The sequence below is a fragment of the Halorubrum sp. SD612 genome, assembly GCF_002135005.1.
Window position 1 is genome coordinate 15,497 of record NZ_NEWI01000002.1, and the last position, 21,903, is coordinate 37,399.

At 71.6% G+C, this 21,903-nt stretch carries 19 protein-coding genes; 8 read left to right on the forward strand and 11 right to left on the reverse strand.

The annotated features are described in order from the left end of the window. The first annotated feature begins 105 nt into the window (after positions 1-105). A complete protein-coding gene (locus B9G38_RS00490) occupies positions 106-4,818 on the forward strand; it encodes a glycoside hydrolase family 15 protein (RefSeq protein ID WP_198945643.1) in 4,713 nt (1,570 codons plus the stop codon). A gap of 28 nt (positions 4,819-4,846) precedes the next feature. Here B9G38_RS00490 and B9G38_RS00495 read toward each other — a convergent pair whose 3' ends face one another. Then, complete coding sequence (locus B9G38_RS00495) at positions 4,847-5,302, reverse strand: hypothetical protein (protein WP_086219124.1); 456 nt, start codon at positions 5,300-5,302, stop codon at positions 4,847-4,849. Further along, complete coding sequence (locus B9G38_RS00500; RefSeq protein WP_086219125.1) at positions 5,295-7,151, reverse strand: DNA mismatch repair protein; 1,857 nt, start codon at positions 7,149-7,151, stop codon at positions 5,295-5,297. Before B9G38_RS00500 ends, B9G38_RS00495 begins: the two co-directional genes overlap by 8 nt. A 147-nt stretch (positions 7,152-7,298) precedes the next feature. On the opposite strand from B9G38_RS00500, the gene B9G38_RS00505 reads away from it, so the two are divergent. Continuing rightward, positions 7,299-7,973 carry an MBL fold metallo-hydrolase gene (locus B9G38_RS00505; RefSeq protein ID WP_086219126.1) on the forward strand — a complete coding sequence of 225 codons (675 nt, stop codon included), beginning with the start codon at positions 7,299-7,301 and terminating at the stop codon, positions 7,971-7,973. A 7-nt stretch (positions 7,974-7,980) separates the two neighbouring features. Here the strand turns inward: B9G38_RS00505 and B9G38_RS00510 are convergent, their stop codons facing one another. The 4 genes from B9G38_RS00510 to B9G38_RS00525 form a co-directional block, all read right to left on the reverse strand. Next, positions 7,981-9,129 carry an acyl-CoA dehydrogenase family protein gene (locus tag B9G38_RS00510; RefSeq protein WP_049929326.1) on the reverse strand — a complete coding sequence of 383 codons (1,149 nt, stop codon included), beginning with the start codon at positions 9,127-9,129 and terminating at the stop codon, positions 7,981-7,983. Positions 9,130-9,190: 61 nt separating this feature from the next. Then, positions 9,191-11,341, reverse strand: coding sequence for an AMP-binding protein (locus B9G38_RS00515; RefSeq protein ID WP_086219127.1), 2,151 nt, complete (start codon positions 11,339-11,341; stop codon positions 9,191-9,193). A gap of 33 nt (positions 11,342-11,374) precedes the next feature. Then, positions 11,375-11,809, reverse strand: a complete 435-nt coding sequence (locus tag B9G38_RS00520; RefSeq protein WP_049930070.1) for a universal stress protein — start codon at positions 11,807-11,809, stop codon at positions 11,375-11,377. Between the two features lie 96 nt (positions 11,810-11,905). Beyond that, entirely contained in the window at positions 11,906-12,859 is a 954-nt protein-coding gene (locus B9G38_RS00525; protein ID WP_006113981.1) for a transcription initiation factor IIB family protein, read from the reverse strand. A gap of 335 nt (positions 12,860-13,194) precedes the next feature. Here B9G38_RS00525 and B9G38_RS00530 point away from each other — a divergent pair, with 335 nt between their 5' ends. Both B9G38_RS00530 and B9G38_RS00535 read left to right on the forward strand, forming a co-directional pair. Beyond that, positions 13,195-13,593 (forward strand): hypothetical protein, encoded by a 399-nt coding sequence (locus tag B9G38_RS00530; RefSeq protein WP_086219128.1) that lies wholly within the window; start codon positions 13,195-13,197, stop codon positions 13,591-13,593. A gap of 3 nt (positions 13,594-13,596) precedes the next feature. Continuing rightward, positions 13,597-14,220 carry an METTL5 family protein gene (locus B9G38_RS00535; protein WP_049929329.1) on the forward strand — a complete coding sequence of 208 codons (624 nt, stop codon included), beginning with the start codon at positions 13,597-13,599 and terminating at the stop codon, positions 14,218-14,220. Positions 14,221-14,257: 37 nt separating this feature from the next. On the opposite strand, the gene B9G38_RS00540 is transcribed toward B9G38_RS00535, so the two are convergent. The 3 genes from B9G38_RS00540 to B9G38_RS00550 form a co-directional block, all read right to left on the reverse strand. Further along, complete coding sequence (locus B9G38_RS00540; protein WP_086219129.1) at positions 14,258-16,174, reverse strand: rhomboid family intramembrane serine protease; 1,917 nt, start codon at positions 16,172-16,174, stop codon at positions 14,258-14,260. 104 nt (positions 16,175-16,278) lie between these two features. Continuing rightward, positions 16,279-16,557 (reverse strand): UPF0058 family protein, encoded by a 279-nt coding sequence (locus tag B9G38_RS00545; protein WP_008442749.1) that lies wholly within the window; start codon positions 16,555-16,557, stop codon positions 16,279-16,281. Between the two features lie 94 nt (positions 16,558-16,651). After that, on the reverse strand, positions 16,652-16,867 hold the full coding sequence (locus tag B9G38_RS00550; protein WP_049929331.1) for a cell surface protein: 216 nt from the start codon (positions 16,865-16,867) through the stop codon (positions 16,652-16,654). A 254-nt stretch (positions 16,868-17,121) separates the two neighbouring features. Between B9G38_RS00550 and B9G38_RS00555 the strand changes: the two genes are divergently transcribed. Then, complete coding sequence (locus B9G38_RS00555; RefSeq protein ID WP_049929334.1) at positions 17,122-17,736, forward strand: sulfite oxidase-like oxidoreductase; 615 nt, start codon at positions 17,122-17,124, stop codon at positions 17,734-17,736. A 106-nt stretch (positions 17,737-17,842) separates the two neighbouring features. After that, positions 17,843-19,213, forward strand: a complete 1,371-nt coding sequence (locus tag B9G38_RS00560; RefSeq protein ID WP_086219130.1) for an isochorismate synthase MenF — start codon at positions 17,843-17,845, stop codon at positions 19,211-19,213. A gap of 6 nt (positions 19,214-19,219) precedes the next feature. On the opposite strand, the gene B9G38_RS00565 is transcribed toward B9G38_RS00560, so the two are convergent. After that, positions 19,220-19,960 (reverse strand): proteasome assembly chaperone family protein, encoded by a 741-nt coding sequence (locus B9G38_RS00565; protein WP_086219131.1) that lies wholly within the window; start codon positions 19,958-19,960, stop codon positions 19,220-19,222. A gap of 97 nt (positions 19,961-20,057) precedes the next feature. Here B9G38_RS00565 and B9G38_RS00570 point away from each other — a divergent pair, with 97 nt between their 5' ends. Both B9G38_RS00570 and B9G38_RS00575 read left to right on the forward strand, forming a co-directional pair. Then, positions 20,058-21,020, forward strand: coding sequence for an RsmB/NOP family class I SAM-dependent RNA methyltransferase (locus B9G38_RS00570; protein ID WP_086219132.1), 963 nt, complete (start codon positions 20,058-20,060; stop codon positions 21,018-21,020). After that, the gene (locus B9G38_RS00575; RefSeq protein WP_049929338.1) at positions 21,017-21,568 is read left to right on the forward strand and encodes a hypothetical protein; all 552 of its coding nucleotides are present in this window, start codon (positions 21,017-21,019) and stop codon (positions 21,566-21,568) included. The genes B9G38_RS00570 and B9G38_RS00575 overlap by 4 nt, the downstream gene beginning before the upstream one ends. Before the next feature lie 77 nt (positions 21,569-21,645). On the opposite strand, the gene B9G38_RS00580 is transcribed toward B9G38_RS00575, so the two are convergent. Beyond that, positions 21,646-21,903, reverse strand: coding sequence for a hypothetical protein (locus tag B9G38_RS00580; protein WP_233125157.1), 258 nt, complete (start codon positions 21,901-21,903; stop codon positions 21,646-21,648).

Below are 21,903 nucleotides of genomic sequence, written 5' to 3' on the forward strand. Positions count from 1 at the left end.
GCCTTCGGTGTTGCTCTTGTTTCGGTGAGATCTGCGCCGCGCAGCGTCCGTTCGGATACCGGCCGCGGTCGTCAAGGCTTTTACTCCGGCAGTCGCAGAGCGGGTATGCGACTGCGTACCGCCCTTACGGAGCACGAACGTCGGCGCGGGGAGCGCTACCCGGCGGAACACTCGATGACCGCCGGCGCGTTCACCGGCGACGACGGCCGACTGGTCCACGTCGGACCGGACGGGACCGTCCACGACTGTTCGTACTCCCTCTCCGAGGTCGGCGGGGCCGACCGCCTGCGGATGGGGATCACCGCCGGGCGCGGGGTCCGCTGGTTCGACGACCTTGAGACGACCCGCCAGCACTACGACGGCGACACGCCGCTCGTCGAGACGGAGTACGACGCCGGCCGCTACACCATCCACCAGTTCGACCTCGTCGTGAGCGACACGCACCTCACGCACGTCGAACTCCGGGGATCACCGCCCGCCGACGCCGAGATCGTCGCCGCCTACGCGTTCTCGCCGGACATGGTCGAGGGCCGCGTCGGTAACATGGTCCACGACGGGGCCGGCCCCGAGGACGGCGGCGTCGTCGAGGTGTACCACCGCACCGAGCACGACTTCCTCACCGCCTCGACCGGGCTCTCGAACGCTCACGGCCAGCGCCTGCGGACGATTCCGGAGCTGCTCGGCGAGGCCGACGACGGCTTCCCGCACCGCGGCGAGATCGACCGACGAGAGGACTCGCGGCTCACTCCCGACGTGGTCGTCCGCGCCCCCTTCGAGCGCGACGGCCGCACGGAGCGCGTCACGCTCGCCGGGCGAGCGGTCGTCGACCGCCGGGCCGCCCGCGACACCGGTGACGACGCGAAGGACGCGCTCACCGACGGGGTCGACCGCCAGCGCCGCATCGAGACGGTCTCGAACATCGCCACCGCGTACCCCGACGCGGACGACCTCCGCGAGGCCGCGGACGGGCGCGGACCGGACGTGCCCGCCGACGCCCCGCGACGGTCGGTGATCGCGAGCGACCTCCGCGCGCTCGACCTGCTCACCGCGGAGTCCGGGGGCCGGATCGCCGCCCCCGAGTTCGACCCGTTTTACTCCACCTCCGGCGGCTACGGCTACACGTGGTTCCGCGACGAGGCGACCGTCTCGACCGCGCTGCTCGACGCGAGCGAGGAGCTCGGCCTCGACGCCGACGAGGAGCTGCTCGCGGCCGCGAGCTTCTTCTGTCGGACGCAGGACGCCGACGGCTCGTGGCCCCACCGCGTGTGGGCCGACTCCGGGAAGGTGGCCCCCGGCTGGGCGAACGCCCGGATCGAGGGCGCGAACGCGACCCCCGGCCCGAACGATCAGCTCGACCAGCCCGCCACGGTCGTCGCGTTCCTCGCGACCCTCCGCCGCGAGGCCGACCTCCCCGAAGAGTGGCGCGACCGGATCGACGAGACGATCGCCGACGCCGTCGACTTCCTCTTCGAGACGACCGAGGACGACGGGCTCCCCCGCCGCTGTCAGAACTGCTGGGAGAACGCGCTCGGCCGGTTCACCCACACCGGCGCCGAGTACCTCCGGGCGTTCGCCGCGGTGGCGCGCGCGCCGGTCGACGAGGCACTCCGGGCCGACGCGGCCGACGCCGCTGACACCGCGCTCTCCGGGCTCGACGCGCGCTGGCACCCCGACACGGAGCGGTTCCTCCAGCGCGCGAGCGAGGAGGACCAAGACAGCCGCGCCGACGCCAGCACCTTCGCGCTCGCGACCGCGGCCGCCGAGTACGCCGCCCTGCTCGACGAGACGCCGGCGGCCGACGACGACGCGCCCGACGACGCCGCGGCCACCGACGGCTCCGGCTCGGTCGACACTGTCGCGGCGAGCGAGTTCGACCGCTTCCTCGACCGCGTCAACACCCACGTCCGGCAGTCGATCGACGCGCTCCGGCGCGAGACGTCCGCCGTGGAGGGGCTCGTGCGGTTCACCGGCGACGACTGGCGCACCGCCGAGCAGGGCGCCGCGAAGGTGTGGTCGATCGCGACGCTGTGGGGCGCGACCGCGGCGGCGACGCTCGCGGGCGTCGTCGAGGACCGCGGCGGGACCGCGGAGCCGCTGTTCGCCGACGCGCGCGACCTCTACGCCCTCTGCGAGCCGGACGGTCCCTTCGTCAACGAGGCCGGGCTGTTCGCGGAGCAGGTGTTCGACGACGGGGACCTCGACAGCGCGACGCCGATCGCGTGGTCCCACGCCCTCCGCATCGACGCCACGGTGACGCTGGCGAGCCGCGGCGAACTCCCGGTCCCGCACGACCGCGAGACCGGCCCGGAGGCGGCGCCGCACTGGACCACGGGCCGCAAGTTCGGCGTCGGTACGCCCGCCGACTACGACGCCGACGACCCGGTCCCGGTGTGGTTCACGCTCACCGAGGGGGCCCTCACCGAGGCGCGGTTCCCCCGGATCGACGTGATGAACGTCCGGACGTTCGACTTCCTCGTGGCCGATCCCGACTCCGAGTACGCGATACGGACCTTCGCCGAGACGGGCCACGTCTCGGCGACGGAGACGATCGAGCGGACGACCGAGCCGGCGGCCGACGACGCGCTGGCGTACGTCCAGACGATCCGCGAGACCGGCGACGGCCACGGCCACGGCTGGACGCTCACCGTCGAGTACGCGGTCGACACCGACGGCACCGCGATCCTCGCCGACGTCCGGTTCGAGGGGTCCCGCGAGTACGACGTGTACGCTCTCGTCGACGCCACCATCGCGAACGTCGGCACCGACGACCGCGCCGAGCGGGTCGCGGGCGACGCGGGGGCGCACCTCCTCGCGCGCAAGGACGACCCGGACCGCGACCCCGGGAAGCTCGTCGACGACGAGGGCGAGCCGTTCGCCCCCGCGCTCGCGCTGGCGAGCGGCGACGGGTTCGACTGGGCGAGCGCGCTCGCGGCCGACGGCGACGCCACCGACGCGCTGTTCGGCGACGGCGAGCGCGTCGAGGAATCGCCCGAGGCGGTCGGCAACGTCGTGCTCGCCGGTCTCGTCGGCAGCGGCGAGTCGCTGCGAGACACGGTCGCGCTCGGGTTCGCCGAGGACTCGGACACGGCGGGCGCGCTCGGCGAGGCGGAGGGCGCGCTCGCTCGCGGGTTCGACGACGCCGCGGCGGCGTACGCGCAGACGTGGCGCGCGTGGTTCGCCGACCGTGAGCTTCCCGACTCGGTCGCCGGCGACCCCGGCCTCGCGGCGCAGTATCGGTTCGCGCTGATGACGCTGGCGGCCGTCGAGGACAAGGCCCACGACGGCGCGGGGATCGCCAGCCCGTCGGTGCCGTGGGGCGAGACCGAGTACGCCGCCGAGAACCGCGGCTACGGCTACAACTTCGTCTGGTCGCGCGACCTCTATCAGGTGTTCACGGCCCTGATCGAGATGGACGAGCTCGAACGCGGCGCGGACGCCTTGGCCTACCTCTACAACACCCAGCAGGACGACGACGGGTTCCTCCCGCAGAACACCTACATCGACGGCCGGACCCGGTGGGGCGGCGAGCAGATGGACAACATCGGGTTCCCCTCGGTGATGGCGTGGCAGCTGTACGAGCGCGGCGTGACGCTCGACGACGCCGGCTACACGTACGACCAGGTCGCCCGCTCGCTCGATTACATCGCCGAGAACGGCCCCGAGACGGCACAGGAGCGCTGGGAGGAGGAGGCCGGCTACTCGCCGTCGAGCATCGCGGCCGAGATAGCGGGCCTCGTCTGCGGCGCGGCACTCGCGCTCGCCGAGGCCGACCGGCGCGAGGAGGCGGACGGCGACGGCGCCGAATCGCCCGACTCCTTCCGTGCGGACGCGCTGGCGTGGCTCGCGCTCGCCGACGACTGGACCGCGCGCGTCGAGGAGTGGTGCGCGACCTCGACGGGGACCGACCGCCACGATCGGACCCCGTACTACATCCGGATCACGGCCGACGGGAACCCCGACTCCGGCCGACCGCGCACCATCGCCAACGACGGGCCGACGTACGACGAGCGGGAGATAATCGACGGCGGCTTCCTCGAACTCGTCCGGCTGGGGATCAAGCCCGCCGACGACCCGGTCGTCCGCAACTCCGTCTCGGTCGTCGACGACTCGATCCGGGTGGACACGCCGCACGGCGCCGCCTGGTACCGCTACGTCGGCGACGCGTACGGCGAGATCGCGGTCGGTGACCCCGGCGCGCCGTGGGCCGGGACCGGCGACGGCCGCGGGCGTCTCTGGCCGATCTTCACCGGCGAGCGCGGCGAGTACGAGCTGCGCGCCCGCGCCGACGGCCCCGACGCCTTCGGCGGGACCGACGAGGATGCGCTCGAACCCGAGGCCCTGCTCGAGACGATGGCCGGGTTCGGCAACTCCGGGCTGATGCTCCCCGAGCAGGTGTGGGACCGCGAACACCCGACGAAGTACGGCTGGGAGTTCGGCGAGGGCACCGGGGGGGCGACCCCCCTCGCGTGGTCGATGGCCGGCTTCGTCCGGTTGGCGCACGGCGTCGACGCGGACGAACCGGTCGAGACGCCGGCGGTCGTCCGGGATCGGTACGTCGAGCGCGACCGCCCCGCAGGCCCCGACCTGACCGCCACGGCCGAGTTCGTCGAGGACGCGGTCGTCGTCGCGGGCGAGACGGACGCCGAGTCCGTCGCCGTCCACACCCGAAAGACCTCGCGGCTCGTGACGCCCGACGACGACGGTGCCTTCGAGGTCGACCTCGACGCCGCGACCGACGCGGACACCGTCGTGGTCGCGGCCGCGACGGACGAGGCGTTCGAGGCGGCCGGCACGTCGGTGGAACGGCTTCGGCTCTAGGTCGGGCGGTTCCGGTCTCCGGCTCGGCTTACCCGAGCGCGTTCACGTCGACGCTGCGGACCCCGCCGTCGACCTCGATCTCGACCGTCGAACCGACGCGCTCGCGCACGGTCTCGCGCCACGCCTCGACGCTCTCGGCGTGTCGCTCGCGACGCGTTTCGAGGTCGGCGTCAGGGAGTTCGGCGGCCGTGTCGTCGACTTCGGGGTACGGGGGCACGTCCGCGACGAGGTCCCTGGGGTCGATGTAGAGCGGCGCGGGTGCGTCGTCGGAACCACCGTTCCCGTTATGGCCTCCATTCCCGCCGGCGTCGAGCGCGTGGAGCCGTGCGCGCATCCGCCCGGAGAACGGCGGCGTCGCGCGGAGGACGACCTCGCGGTCGCTCCGGAGCGTGGCCTCGAGCGCGTTCGCCACGTCCTCGCGGTGAACCGCGATCGACCGGATCCGGTCGGGACCGGCCGCGTCGTCCGCCGACTCTTCAGTCATCGTTCGCCGCCCACTCGGCGTCCGAGAGCGTTCGCTGGACGGCCTCTTCGCCGACCGCGCCCGCGAGGTGCTCGAAGCCGGCGCGGACGCCGCGGTCGCCCGCGTTCGCGACCAGCCGCGAGACGATGAACTCCGGCGTGGACTTCCCGACCGTCTCGAACCGCGGCTGGTAGTCGACGCGGAGCTCCAGGTCGTTCGTCAGCCCCTCCGCGAAGATGCCGTCGATCCGTGCGGCCTCGGGCAGCGGACTCAGGTCCTCGGCGAGGTGCGTGACGTAGACGCCGAGCGCGCCGCGGTCGACGGTGAGCGTCACCAGCCCGTTCAGCAGGTCGGCGGCCCGGCCCGGCTCCGTGATCGCCTCGAACTCGTCGACGAGCATGAGCGTCCGGCCGTCCGCGACCAGCGGCGGCACGACCGACTTCAACGTCGACTCCAGCACGCCGGCGTTGAACGACGCGTGTCGGCGGTGGAAGACGATCCGGTCGAACGTCCCGACCTCGGCCGCGTCGGCGGGCACGGGCAGCCCCATCGATGCGAGCAGCGCCACCGCGCACAGCGTTTCGAGGAGGGTCGTCTTCCCGCCGGAGTTCGCCCCGGTGAGGACGCTCACGCGGTCGCCGGTCGGCGGCGCGTCGGCGCTTGCGACGCCCGACGCGTCAGCGAGCGAGTGCGAGCCGACGCCGTACGAGACCGGCTGGACGTCGCCCCCGAGGAACGGGTTCCGCGCGCCGCGCACGGCGATGCCGTCGTCGACGAGCGTCGGGCGGACGTGCCCGTTCTCCGCCGCGAACCGCCCGAGCGACAGCAGGAAGGCGACGTCCGACACGGCGGACGCGGCGCGGGCGACGGCGGTGTCGCCGCCGTCGTCCGCTCCGTCGCCGCCGCCGGCGGTCGCGTCGTCTCTCCCCGCGGACTCGTCGCCCAGCCGCTCGCGGATGTCGGCCGCGACGGCGGCCTCACGCTCCTCGACGGCCGCTTCGAGTTCGACGACGAGGTCCCGCAGCGTCCCGGAGACGAAGTCGGCGGCGTCGAGCGCCTCGTCGGGCGACGCGGCCCGGACCGTCGCGGGCTCGACGCCCGTCTCGCTCGTAACGTGGTCGATCGTCGCCGCCTCCAGCGCCTCGAAGTCGCGGAGGCTCCCGTCGCGGACCGATTCCAGCACGTCGAACGCGGAGTCGGCGAGGTCGCGCGCCGCGGACAGCTGCTCGCGGAGCCGGTCCAGCTCCGCGTCCGCGCCCGCCGCGATCTCGATATCGTCACCGTCGAGCCCGCCGGCGGGGTCGATCGACCCCCGGACGTCGGCGAGCGCGTCGGCCGCGTCGCGCAGGCGGTCCCCGTCCAGCGCGCCGATGTCGGCGAACGGTCCCGCCGTCAACCCCGCCTCGCGGAGCGCGACGGCGGTCTCGACCGCGGCCAGGTCGGAGCCGGCGGCCTCGTCGTACGCGTCGAACGCGTCCGCGACCGCCTCCCGGTCCGCCTCGTCGAGGTCGGTCCACGCGTCGCGGGCGGCGACGACCCGGTCTAGTCGTGCCTCGACGGCGTCGCGGTCGAGGAGCGGGGTCAACACCCGAATGCGGTCCGCCGCGTGCGCGGTCAGCGCCGCGTCGGCCGCGAGCCCGAGGAGGTCGTCGTACACCGAGCGCGCGTCGCCAGTCGCGAGCACGTCCATCCCGGCCTCCCCGTTCGCCCGGCGGAGGATGCGGGTCGCGCGGCCGCGGTGGAGCCCGGCGTCGACGAGCGCGCGGACGTCGGCCGACTCGATCGCCTCGACCGCCCGCTCGGTCCCGAGGGCCTCGGCGAGCCGCTCCCTCGTCTTCGGCCCGATCCCCCAGTAGTCCTGGAGTCGCATACCCCGTGGTGTGGCCCCGGCATCTTGGCGCTTTCGTCGCTCGCGTCGCCGACGGCGACCCCGCGAGAGCGTCGGCGCGAGTTCCGTCCCCTCGCCGTCGGTTCCGCCACGGCAGCGTTCATACCGCGCTGACTCCTACTCGCGGCCATGGCCACGGAGATCGCGGACGGCGTCTGGCGACTCGACTGCGGCGGAGTCAACGCGTACCTCGTCTTCGACGACGTGCCGACGCTCGTCGACGCCGGGACGCCGTGGGACGAGGGCGCGATCCGAGAGGGCCTCAGCGACGCCGGCGTCGATCTCTCGGCGATCGGGCGCGTCCTCCTCACCCACTACGACCTCGATCACGTCGGGACGCTGGCGGCGCTGACGCCGGAACTCGACGCGCCGGTCCACGCCTACGGCTTCGACGCGCAACTGCTGCGGGGCTATCGGACCCCCCCGCTCGGGAATCATAAAGGGCTGATACAGCGGCTCGGCGGACTCGTCACCGACCTCCCGGAACTCGAAATCGTCGGCGTCCGCGACGGCGACGCGATCGGCTCGTTCACGGCGTACCACACGCCGGGCCACACGCCCGGCCACGTCGCCTACGTCAGCGAGGAACTGGGCGTCGCGCTGCTCGGCGACCTCGTTTCGGAGTCCGACGGCGAGTTGACGGAGTCCGGTTGGGTGATAAGCTACGACACGGGCGCGGTCGCGGCGAGCGTCCGGTCGCTCGCGGAGCGCGCCCCCGCGTTCGACGTCGCCTGCGTCGGGCACGGCGACCCGCTCGCCTCGGGGGGCGACGAGGCGCTGCGCCGGCTGGCGGCGACGCTCTGAACGCCGCCTAGCGCGACTGCCGGTAGATGAGGTTGCGCTGGATGTCGTTGGCGCCCTCGTAGATCACCGGGATGCGCACGTCGCGGTAGACGCGGGCGATCCGGCGCTCGGTGAGGTTCGACCGGCCGCCGTGGAGCTTCATCCCCTTCTCGGCGCAGTCGGTGGCGACCTCGGTGGACTTGGTCTTCGCCAGCGCGGCCCAGTAGCCGGCGTCCTCGCTGTTCGCGACCTTCTCGCAGGCCCGCCAGTTGAGCGCGCGCGCCGACTCGAAGCCGATCCGCATGTCCGAGACCGTGTGCTGGACGGCCTGGAAGTCGTCGATGGTGCGGCCGAACGCCTCGCGCTCGTCGATGAACGCCTCGGCCTCCTCGATGGCCGCGGCCGCGAGGCCCAGTCCGTGGCCCCCGACGATGACGCGGCCGTGGTTGAAGAAGTCCGCGAGGGCGTAGAACCCGCCGCCCTCGCTGCCGACGACGTTCTCCTCGGGGACGAAGCAGTCCTCGAAGACGATGTGACCCTGCTTCGACGCGCGCATCCCCATCTTCTCGGGGATGTGCTCGGCCTCGTAGCCGTCGGAGTCCGTCTCGACGATGAACAGCGTGTAGTTCGAGTAACGGTCGTCGCTCTCGCCGGTCTTGGCGTAGACGGTGAGCCAGTCGGCCTCGACCGCGTTGCCGACCCAGTACTTCTCGCCGGTGAGCTCGTAGCCCCCCTCGACCTTCTCGGCCTTCGTCGTCATGCCCGCCAGGTCGGAGCCGGTCTGCGGCTCCGACACCGCGAGCCCCGAGAGCTGTTCGTTCTCGGCCACCGGCCGGAGGTACTTCTCCTTCTGCTCCTCCGTGCCGTAGTCCTCGACCATCTCCGCGCCGAAGCTGGCGAGCTGGAGGGTGAGCGCGATGCCCGCGTCCGCGCGGTAGAACTCCTCCGCGATGGCGAGCACCTGCGCGAGGTCGAACCCTTTCCCGCCGTACTCCTCGCCGATGTCCTGCGCGACGAGCCCGGCGTCCATCCCGGCTTCGAGCACCTCCCACGGGTACTCGCCGGTGTCGTAGTACGACTCGGCGTTCGGTGCGATGTACTCGTCGGCGAACTCGCGGGCCTCCTGTTTGACGTCTCGCGCGCGCTCCGGCACGATGCTGTCGTCGAGCAACTCCATACCGACCCTGTGGACCCCGTGGACAAAACCTTCGTGGAACAACGAAGAACTCCGGGCGAGTTCACGCGTCGTCGACCGCGTCCGTGTCGCTGCGTTCTCCGTCAGCGCCCGCCCTCGCGTCGCCGTCCTCGTCGCCGCTTGTCTCCACGTCGCCGTCCTCGTCGCCGCCCACCTCCGCGTCGCGTCGCGTGACTCCCTCCGATCCGGCCGCGACCTCGTCTCCCTCGGTCGCATCCGACGAAGGCTCTCCGTCGCCCACCGTGCCGCCTTCGAGCGCGCCCGCGTCGTTCGCTCCTCCCGCAGCGTCGTCCGCCTCGCCGCCCCCCGCTGGCCGGTCGTCCGAGTCAGGCTCCGCGGCGTCCGACTCGTTCCCCGCCGCGTCCGACTCCGCGGGCGGTTCCGCGGGGTCGGCTGGCTCGAACCCCGCGGTCTCGAGGTCGGGGTTCCCGCGCGGGTCCGCCCCGTGTTCGCGGAGGAGCGCGCGCGTCGCCTCCCTGTCGACCGTCCCCGAGACCGTCCGCGGCAGCTCCGCAGTGTACGCGATCGTCTTGGGGATCTTGAACCGCGCCAGCCGCTCGCGGGCGAACTCGACGAACGCCGCCTCGTCGATCGGCGCAGGACCGACGGATCCGGCCCCGGTGGCCGACATCGCGGCCTCGCTCTCCGCGTCGCCCCCGTCCGCGCCGTCGCCTTCCCCGTCGGTCACCGAGGGATCGATCTCTGGGACCGCGTCGTCGACGGCCGGGTCGGCGGCCGCCGACCGGAACTGGTCGCCGACGGCGACGAGCGCGGCGACGCGCTCGCCCCACACCTCGTCGTCGAGCCCGACCACCGCCACGTCGTCGACGTCGTCGTACTCCCGGAGCACGTCCGCGACCTCCCCGGGTTCGACGTTCTCGCCGCCGCTGATGATCCGGTCGTCGACGCGGTTGAGCACGTGGAGGTAGCCGTCCTCGTCGAACCGCCCGACGTCGCCGGTTCGGAGTCCGTACGGGCCGAAATCGGAGCGGTCGAGGTCCGCTGTTTCGATCCCGTTCACGCCGACCGACCCGATGGAGGACGCGTCGCCCCCCTCGACCGCATCGGCGGTCGACGCGCCCGCACCGTCGACCGCGTCCGGGTCGCCGCCGTCCTCGACGAGGTACCCCGGAGTGATCGTCGGCCCGCTGACGACGATCTCGCCGGTCTCGCCGGGGTCGACCGGGTCGCCGCCGTCGACGACGGTCACGTCGGTGCCGAACAGGGGTTTTCCCACCGTGCCGATCCGGTCTCTGGTCTGTCTGGGCGTCGCGGTCGTGATCTGCGACGCGGCCTCCGTCATTCCGTACGTCGGGTAAACGGGGATCGAGTAGTCGCGGCACCGTTCCAACAGCTCCGCCGGCGCTGGCGCGCCCCCGAGCAGGACCACCCGAAGCGAGTCCGACAGCGTCCCCCGCCGGTTGAGCATCCGCCGGAGCATCGTCGGGACGAGCGAGACGCCGGTCACGTCGTAGGCGTCGATGTCGTCGGCGGTGCCGCCCGCGTCGAACCCCTCGCGTAACACGAGGGTCGTCCCGTACAGCACCGACCGGTACACCGGCGCGAGCCCGCCCATGTGGTGGAGCGATAGCGACACCAGCCAGCGGTCGTCGGCCTCGACCCCGAGGCGGAACGCGGAGGCGACCGCGGAGCTGTACACGTTGCCCGCGGTCAGCGGGACGGGCTTGGGTTCGCCGGTGGTCCCCGAGGTGAACAGCACGCAGAGCGGGTCCTCGAACGACCACTCCGGGGGATCGAGCGACGCCGGATCGACGTCGTGGATCCCAGTTACGTCCGCGTCCGCCGGGTCGTCCACGGAGTAAACGGGGACGCCCTCGATCTCGGACACCGCGGCGGTCGCGGTCGATTCGGTCGGCTCGGCGCAGACGACGGCGTCGAGGTCGGTCCGGTCGATCCGCGCGGCGATCTCGCGGGCGGTCAGCTCCTCGCCGAGCGGGACGAACGTGGCGCCGATCCGCATCGTCGCGTGGACGAGGCCGACGGTGCCCACGTACGGGGGCGTGAGCACGCCGACCCGGTCGCCCTCGCCCAGTCCGTGCGCGACGAGTCGCCCCGCCGTCTCGGCGACGAGCCGGTCGAGGTCTGTGTAGCTCCACGCCTCGCCGTCCTCGGCGCGGACGAGGGCGGTCCCGTCCGGCGACGAGACCACGCGGTGAGAGAGCCAGTCGCGCATCGGTGTCACCCCCGTTCGCCCGAGGCCGTGCGGCTACTCATCCGCCGGTTGTCGCACGGTCAACACCGGAACGTCCGAGGTGCGGACGACCCGCTCGGTGACGCTCCCGAGCAGGTAACGGTCGAGCCCCTTCCGGCCGTGGGTCCCCATCACCACCACGTCGATGTCGTTCTCGTCGACGTAGTCGTGGATCGACTGGTAGGCGGTGCCGGACGCGACGGTGGTGACGCACTCCACGCCCGCGTCCGCGGCGGCGTCCGCCACGCGTCCCGTCGCCTCCTCGCCCTCCGATTCGAGCGCCTCGACGACGATCTCCGCGCCCGCTTCCAGGCTGGAGTACGCCGCGCCGTCGACGACGTACAGCGCGTGGAGGCGAGCGTCGTACCGATCTGCGAGGTCGATCGCGTGTTCGATCGCGGCGTCCGACGCCGGGCTGCCGTCGGTCGGAACGAGGACATCCGAGTACATCACACTCCCCGCTACAGCGGGTAGCGATTAAAAACCCGATCCAACTGTTCAGATCCCGAGACGGGACGAACTCCGGGGTCTCGACCGGCCGACCGCCTAACGGAAGCCCATCGCTTCGATCTGCTCTTGGTACCGGTTCCGGATGGTGACCTCGGTGACCTGCGCCACGTCGGCGACCTCGCGCTGGGTCTTCTTCTCGTTACAGAGCAGCGAGGCGGCGTAGATGGCGGCGGCCGCGAAACCGGTGGGGGACTTCCCGGAGAGCAGCCCCTGCTCGGCTGAGACATCGATGATCTCGGTCGCCTTCGACTGGACCTCCTCGGAGAGCTGGAGCGCGGACGCGAACCGGGGGACGAACTGTTTGGGATCGACCGGCTTCAGCTCTAGGCCGAGCTCCTGGGAGATGTAGCGGTACGTCCGGCCGATCTCCTTCTGCGGAACCCGCGACACGTCTGCGACCTCGTCGAGGCTCCGGGGAATCCCCTCCTGCCGGCAGGCGGCGTAGAGGGCGGCGGTGGAGACGCCCTCGATGGAGCGGCCGCGGATGAGGTCCTCGTTGAGCGCGCGTCGATAGATGACCGAGGCGACCTCCCGTACCGATCGGGGAACGCCGAGCGCGCTCGCCATGCGGTCGATCTCAGAGAGCGCGAACTGGAGGTTGCGCTCGCCCGCGTCCTTGGTCCGGATCCGCTCCTGCCACTTCCGCAGTCGGTGCATCTGCGAGCGCTTCTCGGAGGAGAGCGACCGCCCGTACGCGTCCTTGTCCTTCCAGTCGATCGTCGTCGTCAGCCCCTTATCGTGCATCGTCTCCGTGATCGGCGCGCCGACCCGGGACTTCGACTGCCGCTCGTTGTGGTTGAACGCGCGCCACTCCGGCCCGCGGTCGATGTTCCGCTCGTCCAAGACGAGCCCGCAGTCCTCGCAGACGAGCTCTTGATCGGCGTCGGTGACGATGTTCTCCGAGTCACACTCCGGACAGGAGACCGTCGATTCGTCCGTTTCCTGCTCCGTGTCCCGCTCCTGTTGCCGCTGGCGACTCGGACGTTCCATTAAAAGGTTTCTGGTCAGTCGCGCATTTAAGCCTTGTCCACCCCTATCATCGATCCTGACGGTTCTCGAACCAACGTGAAATCGCGTTTTCGGACGTTAGAGAGGGACCAATAGCAGATTAGCGAACAGAATACACATCGTTGGCTGCCCTACCGTCGCCCGGCCACCCGCACCGAGACGCACGAAACGTGACCGTGGACGGAGCCCCGGTCGAGCCTCGGGCGTCGTTTGACGCCCACCTCTCGCCAGCTCCGTCGGTCTTACCCCCGGTGCCCAAGTTTATTACTCCTAAACATTCAAGAAGATTTTTGTATAACCTATACCAATAGGCGTGTATGAGTACGACTTCCCCGCCCGGCGTCGAACGCACGCTTCGCGGCTGTCGCCCGGCCGACGTCGATCCCGTCGTCATCGACGCGGCGGACCTCGACAGCACCGCGCCCGAGCACCTCCGCGACCTCAAGCGGGGGCTCGCGGCCCGCGGCTACCAGCCCGCCGCGGTCGCCGCCGAAGCCGAGTTCGACGCCGAGAGCACCCTCGAGCGACAGCGCGAGGTCGACCGACTGCGCGGGCTCCTCCGCGCCGCGGCGTTCCTCGGCGCCGGCCGGATCGAGGTCAGCGTCACCGGCGAAGTTCGCGAAGAGGCCCGCACGGCGCTCGCGGCGCTCGCCGAGCGGGCCGACCGCGAGGGCGTCGAACTCGTCCGGGTGGGCGCGGACGCCGGCGGCGCCTGACCGATGGCGACGAAGCGCTCGCTCGCGACCAAGCTCGGCGTCGTCGCCGGCTTCGAGCGCCCCGACGCCGCCCTCGAACAGTACCCGACGCCGCCGGAGCTGGCCGCCCACGTCGTCCACCTGGCGGACCTCCACGGCGACGTCGAGGGGCGGACCGTGCTCGACCTCGGCGCCGGCACGGGGATGCTCGCGCTGGCGGCGGCGCTTCGCGGCCCCGCCCGCGTCGTCGGCCTCGAACTCGACGGGGGCGCGCTCGCGACCGCCCGAGGGAACGAGCGCCGCGTCGCCGCCAGCGCGCCGGTCCACTGGGTTCGCGGCGACGCGACCCGCCCGCCGCTCGCGGTCTCCGAGCCCGCGACCGTCGTCATGAACCCGCCGTTCGGCGCACAGGACGGAAACCGCAACGCCGATCGGGAGTTCCTCGCGGTCGCGAGCGACCTCGCCGAAGTCTCTTACTCGGTCCACAACGCCGGTAGCCGGAAGTTCGTCGAGGCGTTCGCCGCCGACGAGGGCGGCGAGGTGACGCACGCGTTCGCGGCCGAGTTCCGGATCGACGCACAGTTTGATCACCACACCGACGAGGCGCGCGACATCGACACCGAAGTGTACCGGATCGAGTGGTCGTAGGGGGCCGGACGTTCTCTTCCCGGCCCGCCGGCGCGGGCTACCGTCGTCCCTCGTACCGCTCCCGCTGTGCGATCCGCACTCGCGTCTCGCCGCGCTGCGCGAACACGGCGTTGCCCTCGCGAACGAACGTGATCCCGCGGACGGTCTCGGTCTCGTTCGCGGCCGGGAGCGGCGCCGTGACGTTGTTCCCGCTGCCGCCGGCAACCGTCAGTTCGAACCCGTCGGGCGTGGCCGCGATGACGACGTTCCGCCCGTCGATCCGGGGCTCAGCCCGGGCGGGGTCGCTCGTGAACAGCGTCCGTCTCGTCTCGTTCCTGACCGCGTCGACCCGGTACGCCGGACCGCCGTTCGCGGCGACCCAGCCGACCCGCTGAACCCAGACGGTCTCCCGCCAGCCGGTGCCCCCCACGTCGACCGCGCGGTACCCCCAGAACGCGAGGTTCCCCTTCGAGACGGCGGTCGTCCATATCTCGCGGTCGGGGTCGCTGACGATCACCCCCGACGTGTTGACCGACGTCGAGCGCCCGAACGCTTCCACGTCGACGACGCCCACGAGTCGGTCCTCGACGTTCTCCGCGTAGGTCACCTGATACCCCTCGACCTCGATCGGGTCGCCCGGGAGGTCGCCGTCCTCGACCGTGACGAGGTTCGGCACGACGGCCGGCCCCGCGACGGCCGCCAGCGCCGCCGTGAGCAGGACCAGTCCGACCGCCGCCGGCGTCGACGACCGGATCCCGTCTCTGAGCGTCTCGGGCTTCGGCACCGCTCGGGACGGCCAGAGCGGGTCGTCGCGCGAGGCGGCCGCGACGGCGACGATCGCGGCCAGCAGGGCGAGCAGCCCAACGCCGACCGCGCGGTACAGCTCGTACCGCTCGTTGCCGAGGTACCAGTACACCGCCCACAGCCGACGCGAGGCGCCGAACAGCAGGAGCGCCCCGAAGACGACGAGCGCGGTGCGCTCCGACGCATCCGCGCGCGACCCGTCGTGGTCCGGCGCGGCATTCGGATGGAACCGCCACCGACCGGGGGTCGCGCCCGCGTCGCGGTCCTCGCTGCGTTTTCCGTCGTCCCGCCCTCGAGTCCGCCGCCGCAGGAGTACGACGGCGACGAGGGCGCCGCCGATGAGCCCGAGCGCATGCCCTTGGATCGCGACGTTCGCCCACCCCGGGGCGCCGTAGGATGGGGACGCCTCGGCGAACGCCACCGGCGTCCGGAGGGCGTCGTAGACGACGCCGACGAGCGCCGTTCCCGTCGTGGCGACGACCGCGGCGACGGGACGCGTGACGAGCGCGAACCCCCAGTACGCGAACACGACGACGGAGAAGCCGATCACGGGCCCCAACGCGAACAGCGCGGAGATGAGGCCGAACGCGACCGCCGCGCCGGGGACGATCAGGAACGCACGGACGTAGGGGTTCTCGTCGGGGGATTCGACGGCGCGGATCCGGCTCGGCAGCCGTCGGGCTCGACTCGGCATCTCACGGACTCGACCCGGGAGACCTCGCAGGCGATCCGGGAGTCGCCGGGACCGGACGGCGGCCCGCTCCCGGCCGCCGACCTCGCGTCCCTCGGGGAAGTGGCCGTACGCGTACTCCGCGAGGCTCCCCGCGACGAGCGCGGAGAGGAGGTTCCCGGTGATGTGTCCGCGGTCCGCGTGCGCGAAGCTGGACCAGACGAGCCCCTCCGGGTAGAAGTACGACCACGACCGGAACGGGATCACGACCGGTCGGTTCGGGTCGTCGATTCCGGACTGGACGAACAGGTACACTCCGATCACGCCGGCGACAACGAGGAGCGTCCCCCACGGGACACCGAGCAGGAGCCGCGAGCGGAGCGTCCGCGTCCAGTCGGTCCCTCGTCGATCCGCGAGGAACACCGCGGCGAGCGCGACGGCGACGGCGACGCCGCCGGCGGCGAGGTGGGCGGCGTCCGACGCCAGCGCGTCCGCGACCATGTCAGGTTCGACGGGGCCGCGCACACATCAATAACGGGGGTCGAACGCGGTACGGGGTCGGGCGTAATGCGAGGTCGAGCGGGCGGGCGAAAGCGTCCGACGGGTCAGATCTTGTTCTCGGCGTCGTCGGCCAGCTCCTCCATCCGCTTGCCGACGCGGCCGGCGGGCGAGAACTCGTCTTCGCTCATCGCGTTCGCTAAGGCGTTACCGAGGACGAACACGGCGTGTTTGTGTTCGCTCTTCGATTTGTGGACGTGGGAGGGGTCGACTTCGAGCTCGTCGTAGGGGTCGAACAGCGACCCGTCGACCGTCTCCTGCGCGCGGAAGTGCTCCATGATCGTCACCATCTGTTCGTGAAGCTCAAGCAGCTCGTCCTTGTGCATACCCACGGATACGGGTCGTAGGCCCTTTAAGCGTTGTTGAGGGCGGTACGCACGGTTCTGCGCCGCGGAGACCTTGACCGAGGGAGCCGCGCGGTCAGAAGACGTACTCGTCTTCGTGGCCCATCATCCCCTCGTCCTCGAACCCGTTGGAGTCGTCGTCGTCTCGCGGGCCGCTCGTCTTGTACGCCTTGATGCCGGTCGACAACAGCTCCTCGACCGCCTCCTCGCGGTTGAGGAACTCTCCTTCCTCGACCATCTGGGCAATCTGCATCTCCAGATGCTCCGGCACGGTTATCTTCACTTGTGGCATTTGCTGTCCGGGTCTTGTGGCATGGCGTATATAAAATTGGCGTCGCAGATCCGGAGATATGAAAACTCAAAGCAGAGACTCGAAATTTCATTTTTTATCTTCTGAAGGTCGGTTAGGTTTGTGCGAATCCCCCGCCGAGCGGTACCGGTGTCTCGCCGCCGGGCGTCCGTGCCGTTCGAGGGCGACACTCGCGGGTCCCCAGCGCGTCCTCTGAGAGCGACATTCATACGTCGGTCCGGGCCGAACGGCGGTTCATGACCGATTCCGGCGTCGACGCGGCCGAGGACCTCACCGACCTCTACCGCGAGTACGGCGACGACAGACTCCCTCCGGGCCAGCGCGAGACGGACGGCTTCCCGGTCCTCTCGAAGAGCGGGACGCCCTCGTGGGACCCGGAGACGTTCGAGTTCGAGGTGTGGGGCGCAGTCGAGGAGCCGCTCTCCCTCTCGCTCGACGAGTTCCGCGACCTCCCGTCGGTCACCCAGCGACAGGACTTCCACTGCGTGACCGGCTGGAGTAAGTTCGACTGCGAGTTCACGGGCGTCTCCTTCGCCGACCTCGCCGAGCGCGCCGGCGTCCGCGACGACGCCGAACACGTCATGTTCCACGCGCTCGACGGCTACACGACCGACCTCCCGCTCGACGAGTGTACGAAGCCGGGCGTCCAGCTCACCTACGGCTACGACGGCGACGACCTCCCGGCCGACCACGGCGGCCCCATCCGCGTCGTCACGCCGCACAAGTACGCGTACAAGGGCGCGAAGTGGGTCTCGGGCGTCGAGTTCCTCACCGAGCCCGAACTCGGCTACTGGGAGAAGCGGGGGTACAGCGACACGGCGAACCCTTGGAACGAGGAGCGCTACAGCTGAGCGCCCCCCGGGGTCGCGCTCGGCCCGTCCGCGTCGTCGTCCGAGTTCCCCCGGTCCTCCGCCCCGATAGTCAGGATAAAGGGTCCACGTCCCCGACTCGATACGCATGGAACAGGCGCGTTCGCGGTCGTCGTCGCCGCTGGTCAGCCGGACCACCGAGGTCGTCGAGCCGGCGTTCGCGGCGGCGTTCGGGGCGCTTCCCACCCCGCGCACGACGTGGAGCGCGCCGGACGACGCGCTGGTGATCGGCGGCGGCGAGGCCGCGACGCTGACCGCGTCCGGGGGCGACCGGTTCGCGGCGATCCGCGAGTCGGCGACGGAGCTGTTCGAGTCCGGCGACGTCCACGCCGGCACCGAGGCGGCCCGCCCCCGCGTGTTCGGCGGGTTCGCCTTCCACGAGGGCGCCTGCGACGGCGAGCCGTGGGCGCCGTTTCCGGAGGCCCGGTTCGTCCTGCCGCGGGTCCAGCTGACCTACGCCGACAACGGCGCGTGGCTCACAGTCAACGCGGTCGGGCCGGACGCCGGCGTCGACGCCGTCGAGGACCGGCTCGCCCGCGAGGTCGACCGGTTCGCCGCCCTCGACGCCGTCGACGCCGGGTCGCCGACCGCGGCCGTCGGCTCCCGGCCCCCTCGCCCGGGGATCCGCGAGAGCCGCCGGACGACGAGCCGCGACGCGTGGCGCGAGAGCGTCGGCGCCGCGGTCGACAGGATCGCCGACGGCGACCTTCAGAAGGTGGTGTTGGCGCAGGCGCTGGAGGCCGACCTCGCGGCCGACTTCCCGCGGGCGGCCACCCTCGAACGCCTCGCCGAGAAGTACCCCGACTGCCACCGCTACTGGTTCGAGCCCGCCGCGGGGGAGAGAGCCTTCTTCGGCGCCACGCCGGAGCGACTCGTCTCGCTGCGGGGGCGGACCGTCGAGACCGACGCGCTCGCCGGGACGACCGGCCGCGGCGAGACGCCGAGCGAGGACGAGTGGCTCGCGCGCGAGCTCCTCGACGACGAGAAGAACGTCCACGAGCACGAGCTGGTCGCGGAGACGGTCCGCGACCAGCTTGAGCCGTTCGCCGCGTCGGTCTCCGCGGGCGAGCGTCGGGTTCGACGACTCGCGACCGTCCAACACCTCCACACGCCGATCACCGCCGAGCTCGACGCGGACCGACACGTCCTCGAACTCGTTGAGGCGCTCCACCCCACCCCGGCGGTCGGCGGGCTCCCGCCGGACCGCGCGCTGGCGACGATCCGCGAGACGGAGCCGTTCGACCGCGGCTGGTACGCCGCGCCGGTGGGCTGGATCGACGCCGCCGGCAACGGCGCGTTCGCGGTCGCGATCCGGTCCGCGGTCGGAACCCGCCGTCGAGCCACGCTGTTCGCCGGCGTCGGCGTCGTCTCCGACTCCGATCCCGACCGCGAGTGGGACGAGGTCCAGCTGAAGTACCGGCCGATCCTCGACGAGCTGGAGGGCGACGCAGCGGATTGACCCCGCCTACTGAAACATCTTCAGCGGCTCGGCCTGCGTGCTTTCCTCGGTCGCCTGTCGCATCTGCTCTGCGAGCTGGCGCTTCGCGTTCCGGATCTCTGTCGCCTGCTCCACGAGCCCGTCGGTCGGCGTCTCGATCCCCGCGATCGGGTCGATGCCGTCGACGATGAGCGCCCGCGCCGCCTCGGGGTCGGGGAACTGCGGGTCGGACTCGACGACGAGCCCGACCGCGTCGCGGTCGTCCTCCAGCGCGGCCGCCAGCATCGCGCCCGTTGGCCCGGAGACGAGCCCGGACTCCGACGGCTCCGACACCTCGGCGCGGTCCAGCGCCTCGGCGCCGTTCCCGGTCGCGATCCCGTACAGCTCCGGGGGCTCCTCGTCCTTCTCGCGGCCGAGGCCGGAGAGGAACACCGGGAACAGGTCGATCTCGTCGAACCACGAGCCGAGGCAGGCCGCGACCTCCGTCGCCGCCCCCGGGTTCACGGGGACGTCGCTGCGCAGCGCGACGAGATCCAGCTCGGAGTCGGCGTACAGCCGGACCGGGGTCGTCGCGGCCGTCTCGGACTCGCGGTAGACGGTCACCGGCGGGAGCCCGTCGCAGTGGACGTTCGCGTAGTGGGTCATCCCGTGGGCGTCGATCAGGTGGTCCGTCGCGATTTTCCCGACGAGCCCGACGCCGGGGAACCCCTCTATCAGCGTCGGCTCGTCCAGCGAGACGCCGTCGTCGAGGACGGAGATGCGTGCCATGTGCGGCCGTACGCCCGGGGTCGACCTAAAGGTGCGGCGGCGGGAGGCACCTCGCGCGTCCCGAAACGGTCTAACGGCCCGACGCGAAAGGGGGGCCATGAATCCGCTCGACCGATACGAGTCGCTCGTCGACGACGTCGACGCGTTCCGGGCGGCGTGCGACCGGCCCCTCCCCTCGGTCGTGCGCACGAACGGGATCGCGGCGACGCCGGCCCGCGTCCGCGAGGTGTTCGACGAGTCGGGCGTCGCTTACGAGCCCGTCGACTGGCACGACGGCCTCTTCCGGCTCCCAGACGGCAACCCCGGCGGCAACTGGCCGTACGTCCACGGCTGGACTCACGGGCAGGAGGAGGTGTCCGTGCTGCCGACGCTCGCCCTCGACCCGCGACCCGGCGAGCGCGTCTGGGACGCCTGCGCGGCGCCCGGCAGCAAGACCACCCAGATCGCCGACGCGATGGACGACGAGGGGACCGTCGTCGCCAACGACAACAACCTCGGGCGCCTCTCCGCGCTCCGGCACAACGCCGAGCGCCTCGGGATCACGAACGCGATCGTCACGAACCAGGACGCCCGCAACTTCTCGACGAAGCCGCTGGCGTTCGACGAGTTCGACCGCGCGTTGGTCGACGCGCCCTGCTCCTGTGAGGGCACGTGCCGGAAGAACCCGGACGTCCTCGACCAGTGGACGCTCGACCACGTCCACGCGGTCGCCGGCATCCAGAAGGGCGTCCTGACGAGGGCCGTCCAGGCGACCCGCCCCGGCGGCGTCGTCGTCTACTCCACGTGTACGTTCGCGCCCGAGGAGAACGAGGCCGTCCTCGACCACGTCCTCGCGAACGAGGACTGCGAACTGGTCGAGTTCGACCTGCCGCTCGACGCCGACCCCGGCGTGACCGAGTGGGAGGGGGAGACGTACGACGAGTCGGTGACGCGCGCGCAACGGATCTACCCCCACCGCAACGACACGGGCGGCTTCTTCTGCGCGAAGCTTCGAGTCGGCGGCGCGGCGGGCGATGAGACCGATAGCGCGGCCGCCGCCGACGGGGTGGTGGACGCGTGAGCGACGAGACCGGCGGAGAGGCGGGCGACGCCCCCACCAACGACGGCCAGCGGTTCGACCGGCTCCCCGCGACCCCTGCGGACCGCGAGGTCGAGGGCCGTGCGAGCCGCGCGGAGGTCCTCGACTGGTGGGAGGAGCGGTTCGGGATCGACCCCGAGGTGTTCGCGGAGTACTCCTTCTGGGAGAAGGGCGCGGGGAAGATCTGGATCTTCAACGGCGAGGCGACCGACCCCAGCGAGGTCGAGGCGATCGGGATGACCTTCCTGCGCACGCGACAGGACCACTGGAAGCCGACCGGCCGGGCGGTCTCGCGGTTCGGTCGCCTCGCGACCAAGAACGCGATCGAACTGGACCCGGCGCAGGCGTCCCGGTTCGCGGCGGGTGACGACCAAGACCTCCCCGAGTGGGACGGCGACTGGGGCTACCTGATCGCGACCCACGAGGTCGCGGGCGAGTCGGTCCCGATCGGGGTTGGGCTGTACCTCTACGACGAGCTGCGCTCCGTGGTCCCGAAGGGGAGCCGGGCGGACCTGCCGGTCGTGGAGTGAGCGGTCCTCCCGGCGTTCGGTAAAAAGTCAGTCGTCGGAGCGCCGCGGTTCGACGGCGCTCCAGCGGGTCGTGCGGGTCAGATCGACGTGTCCTCCGGCGGCTTGGTGGCGAGGTTGGTGATTCCGTACGCCGCCAGTAGCAGCAGCCCCAGCAGGATGGTGTACGACCGGACGCTGAGGCTTATCAGCGTCTCGTGGACGACCTGTCCCTCTCCCGACACCGGGTGCGGCGCTCCCGCGATTATCTCGAGCAGCCCCATCCCGACCGTGCCGATCAGGATGAGCGCGCCGCCGCCGTACAGTCCGACTCGTTCCATGGTAGTGAGTTGGCTCAT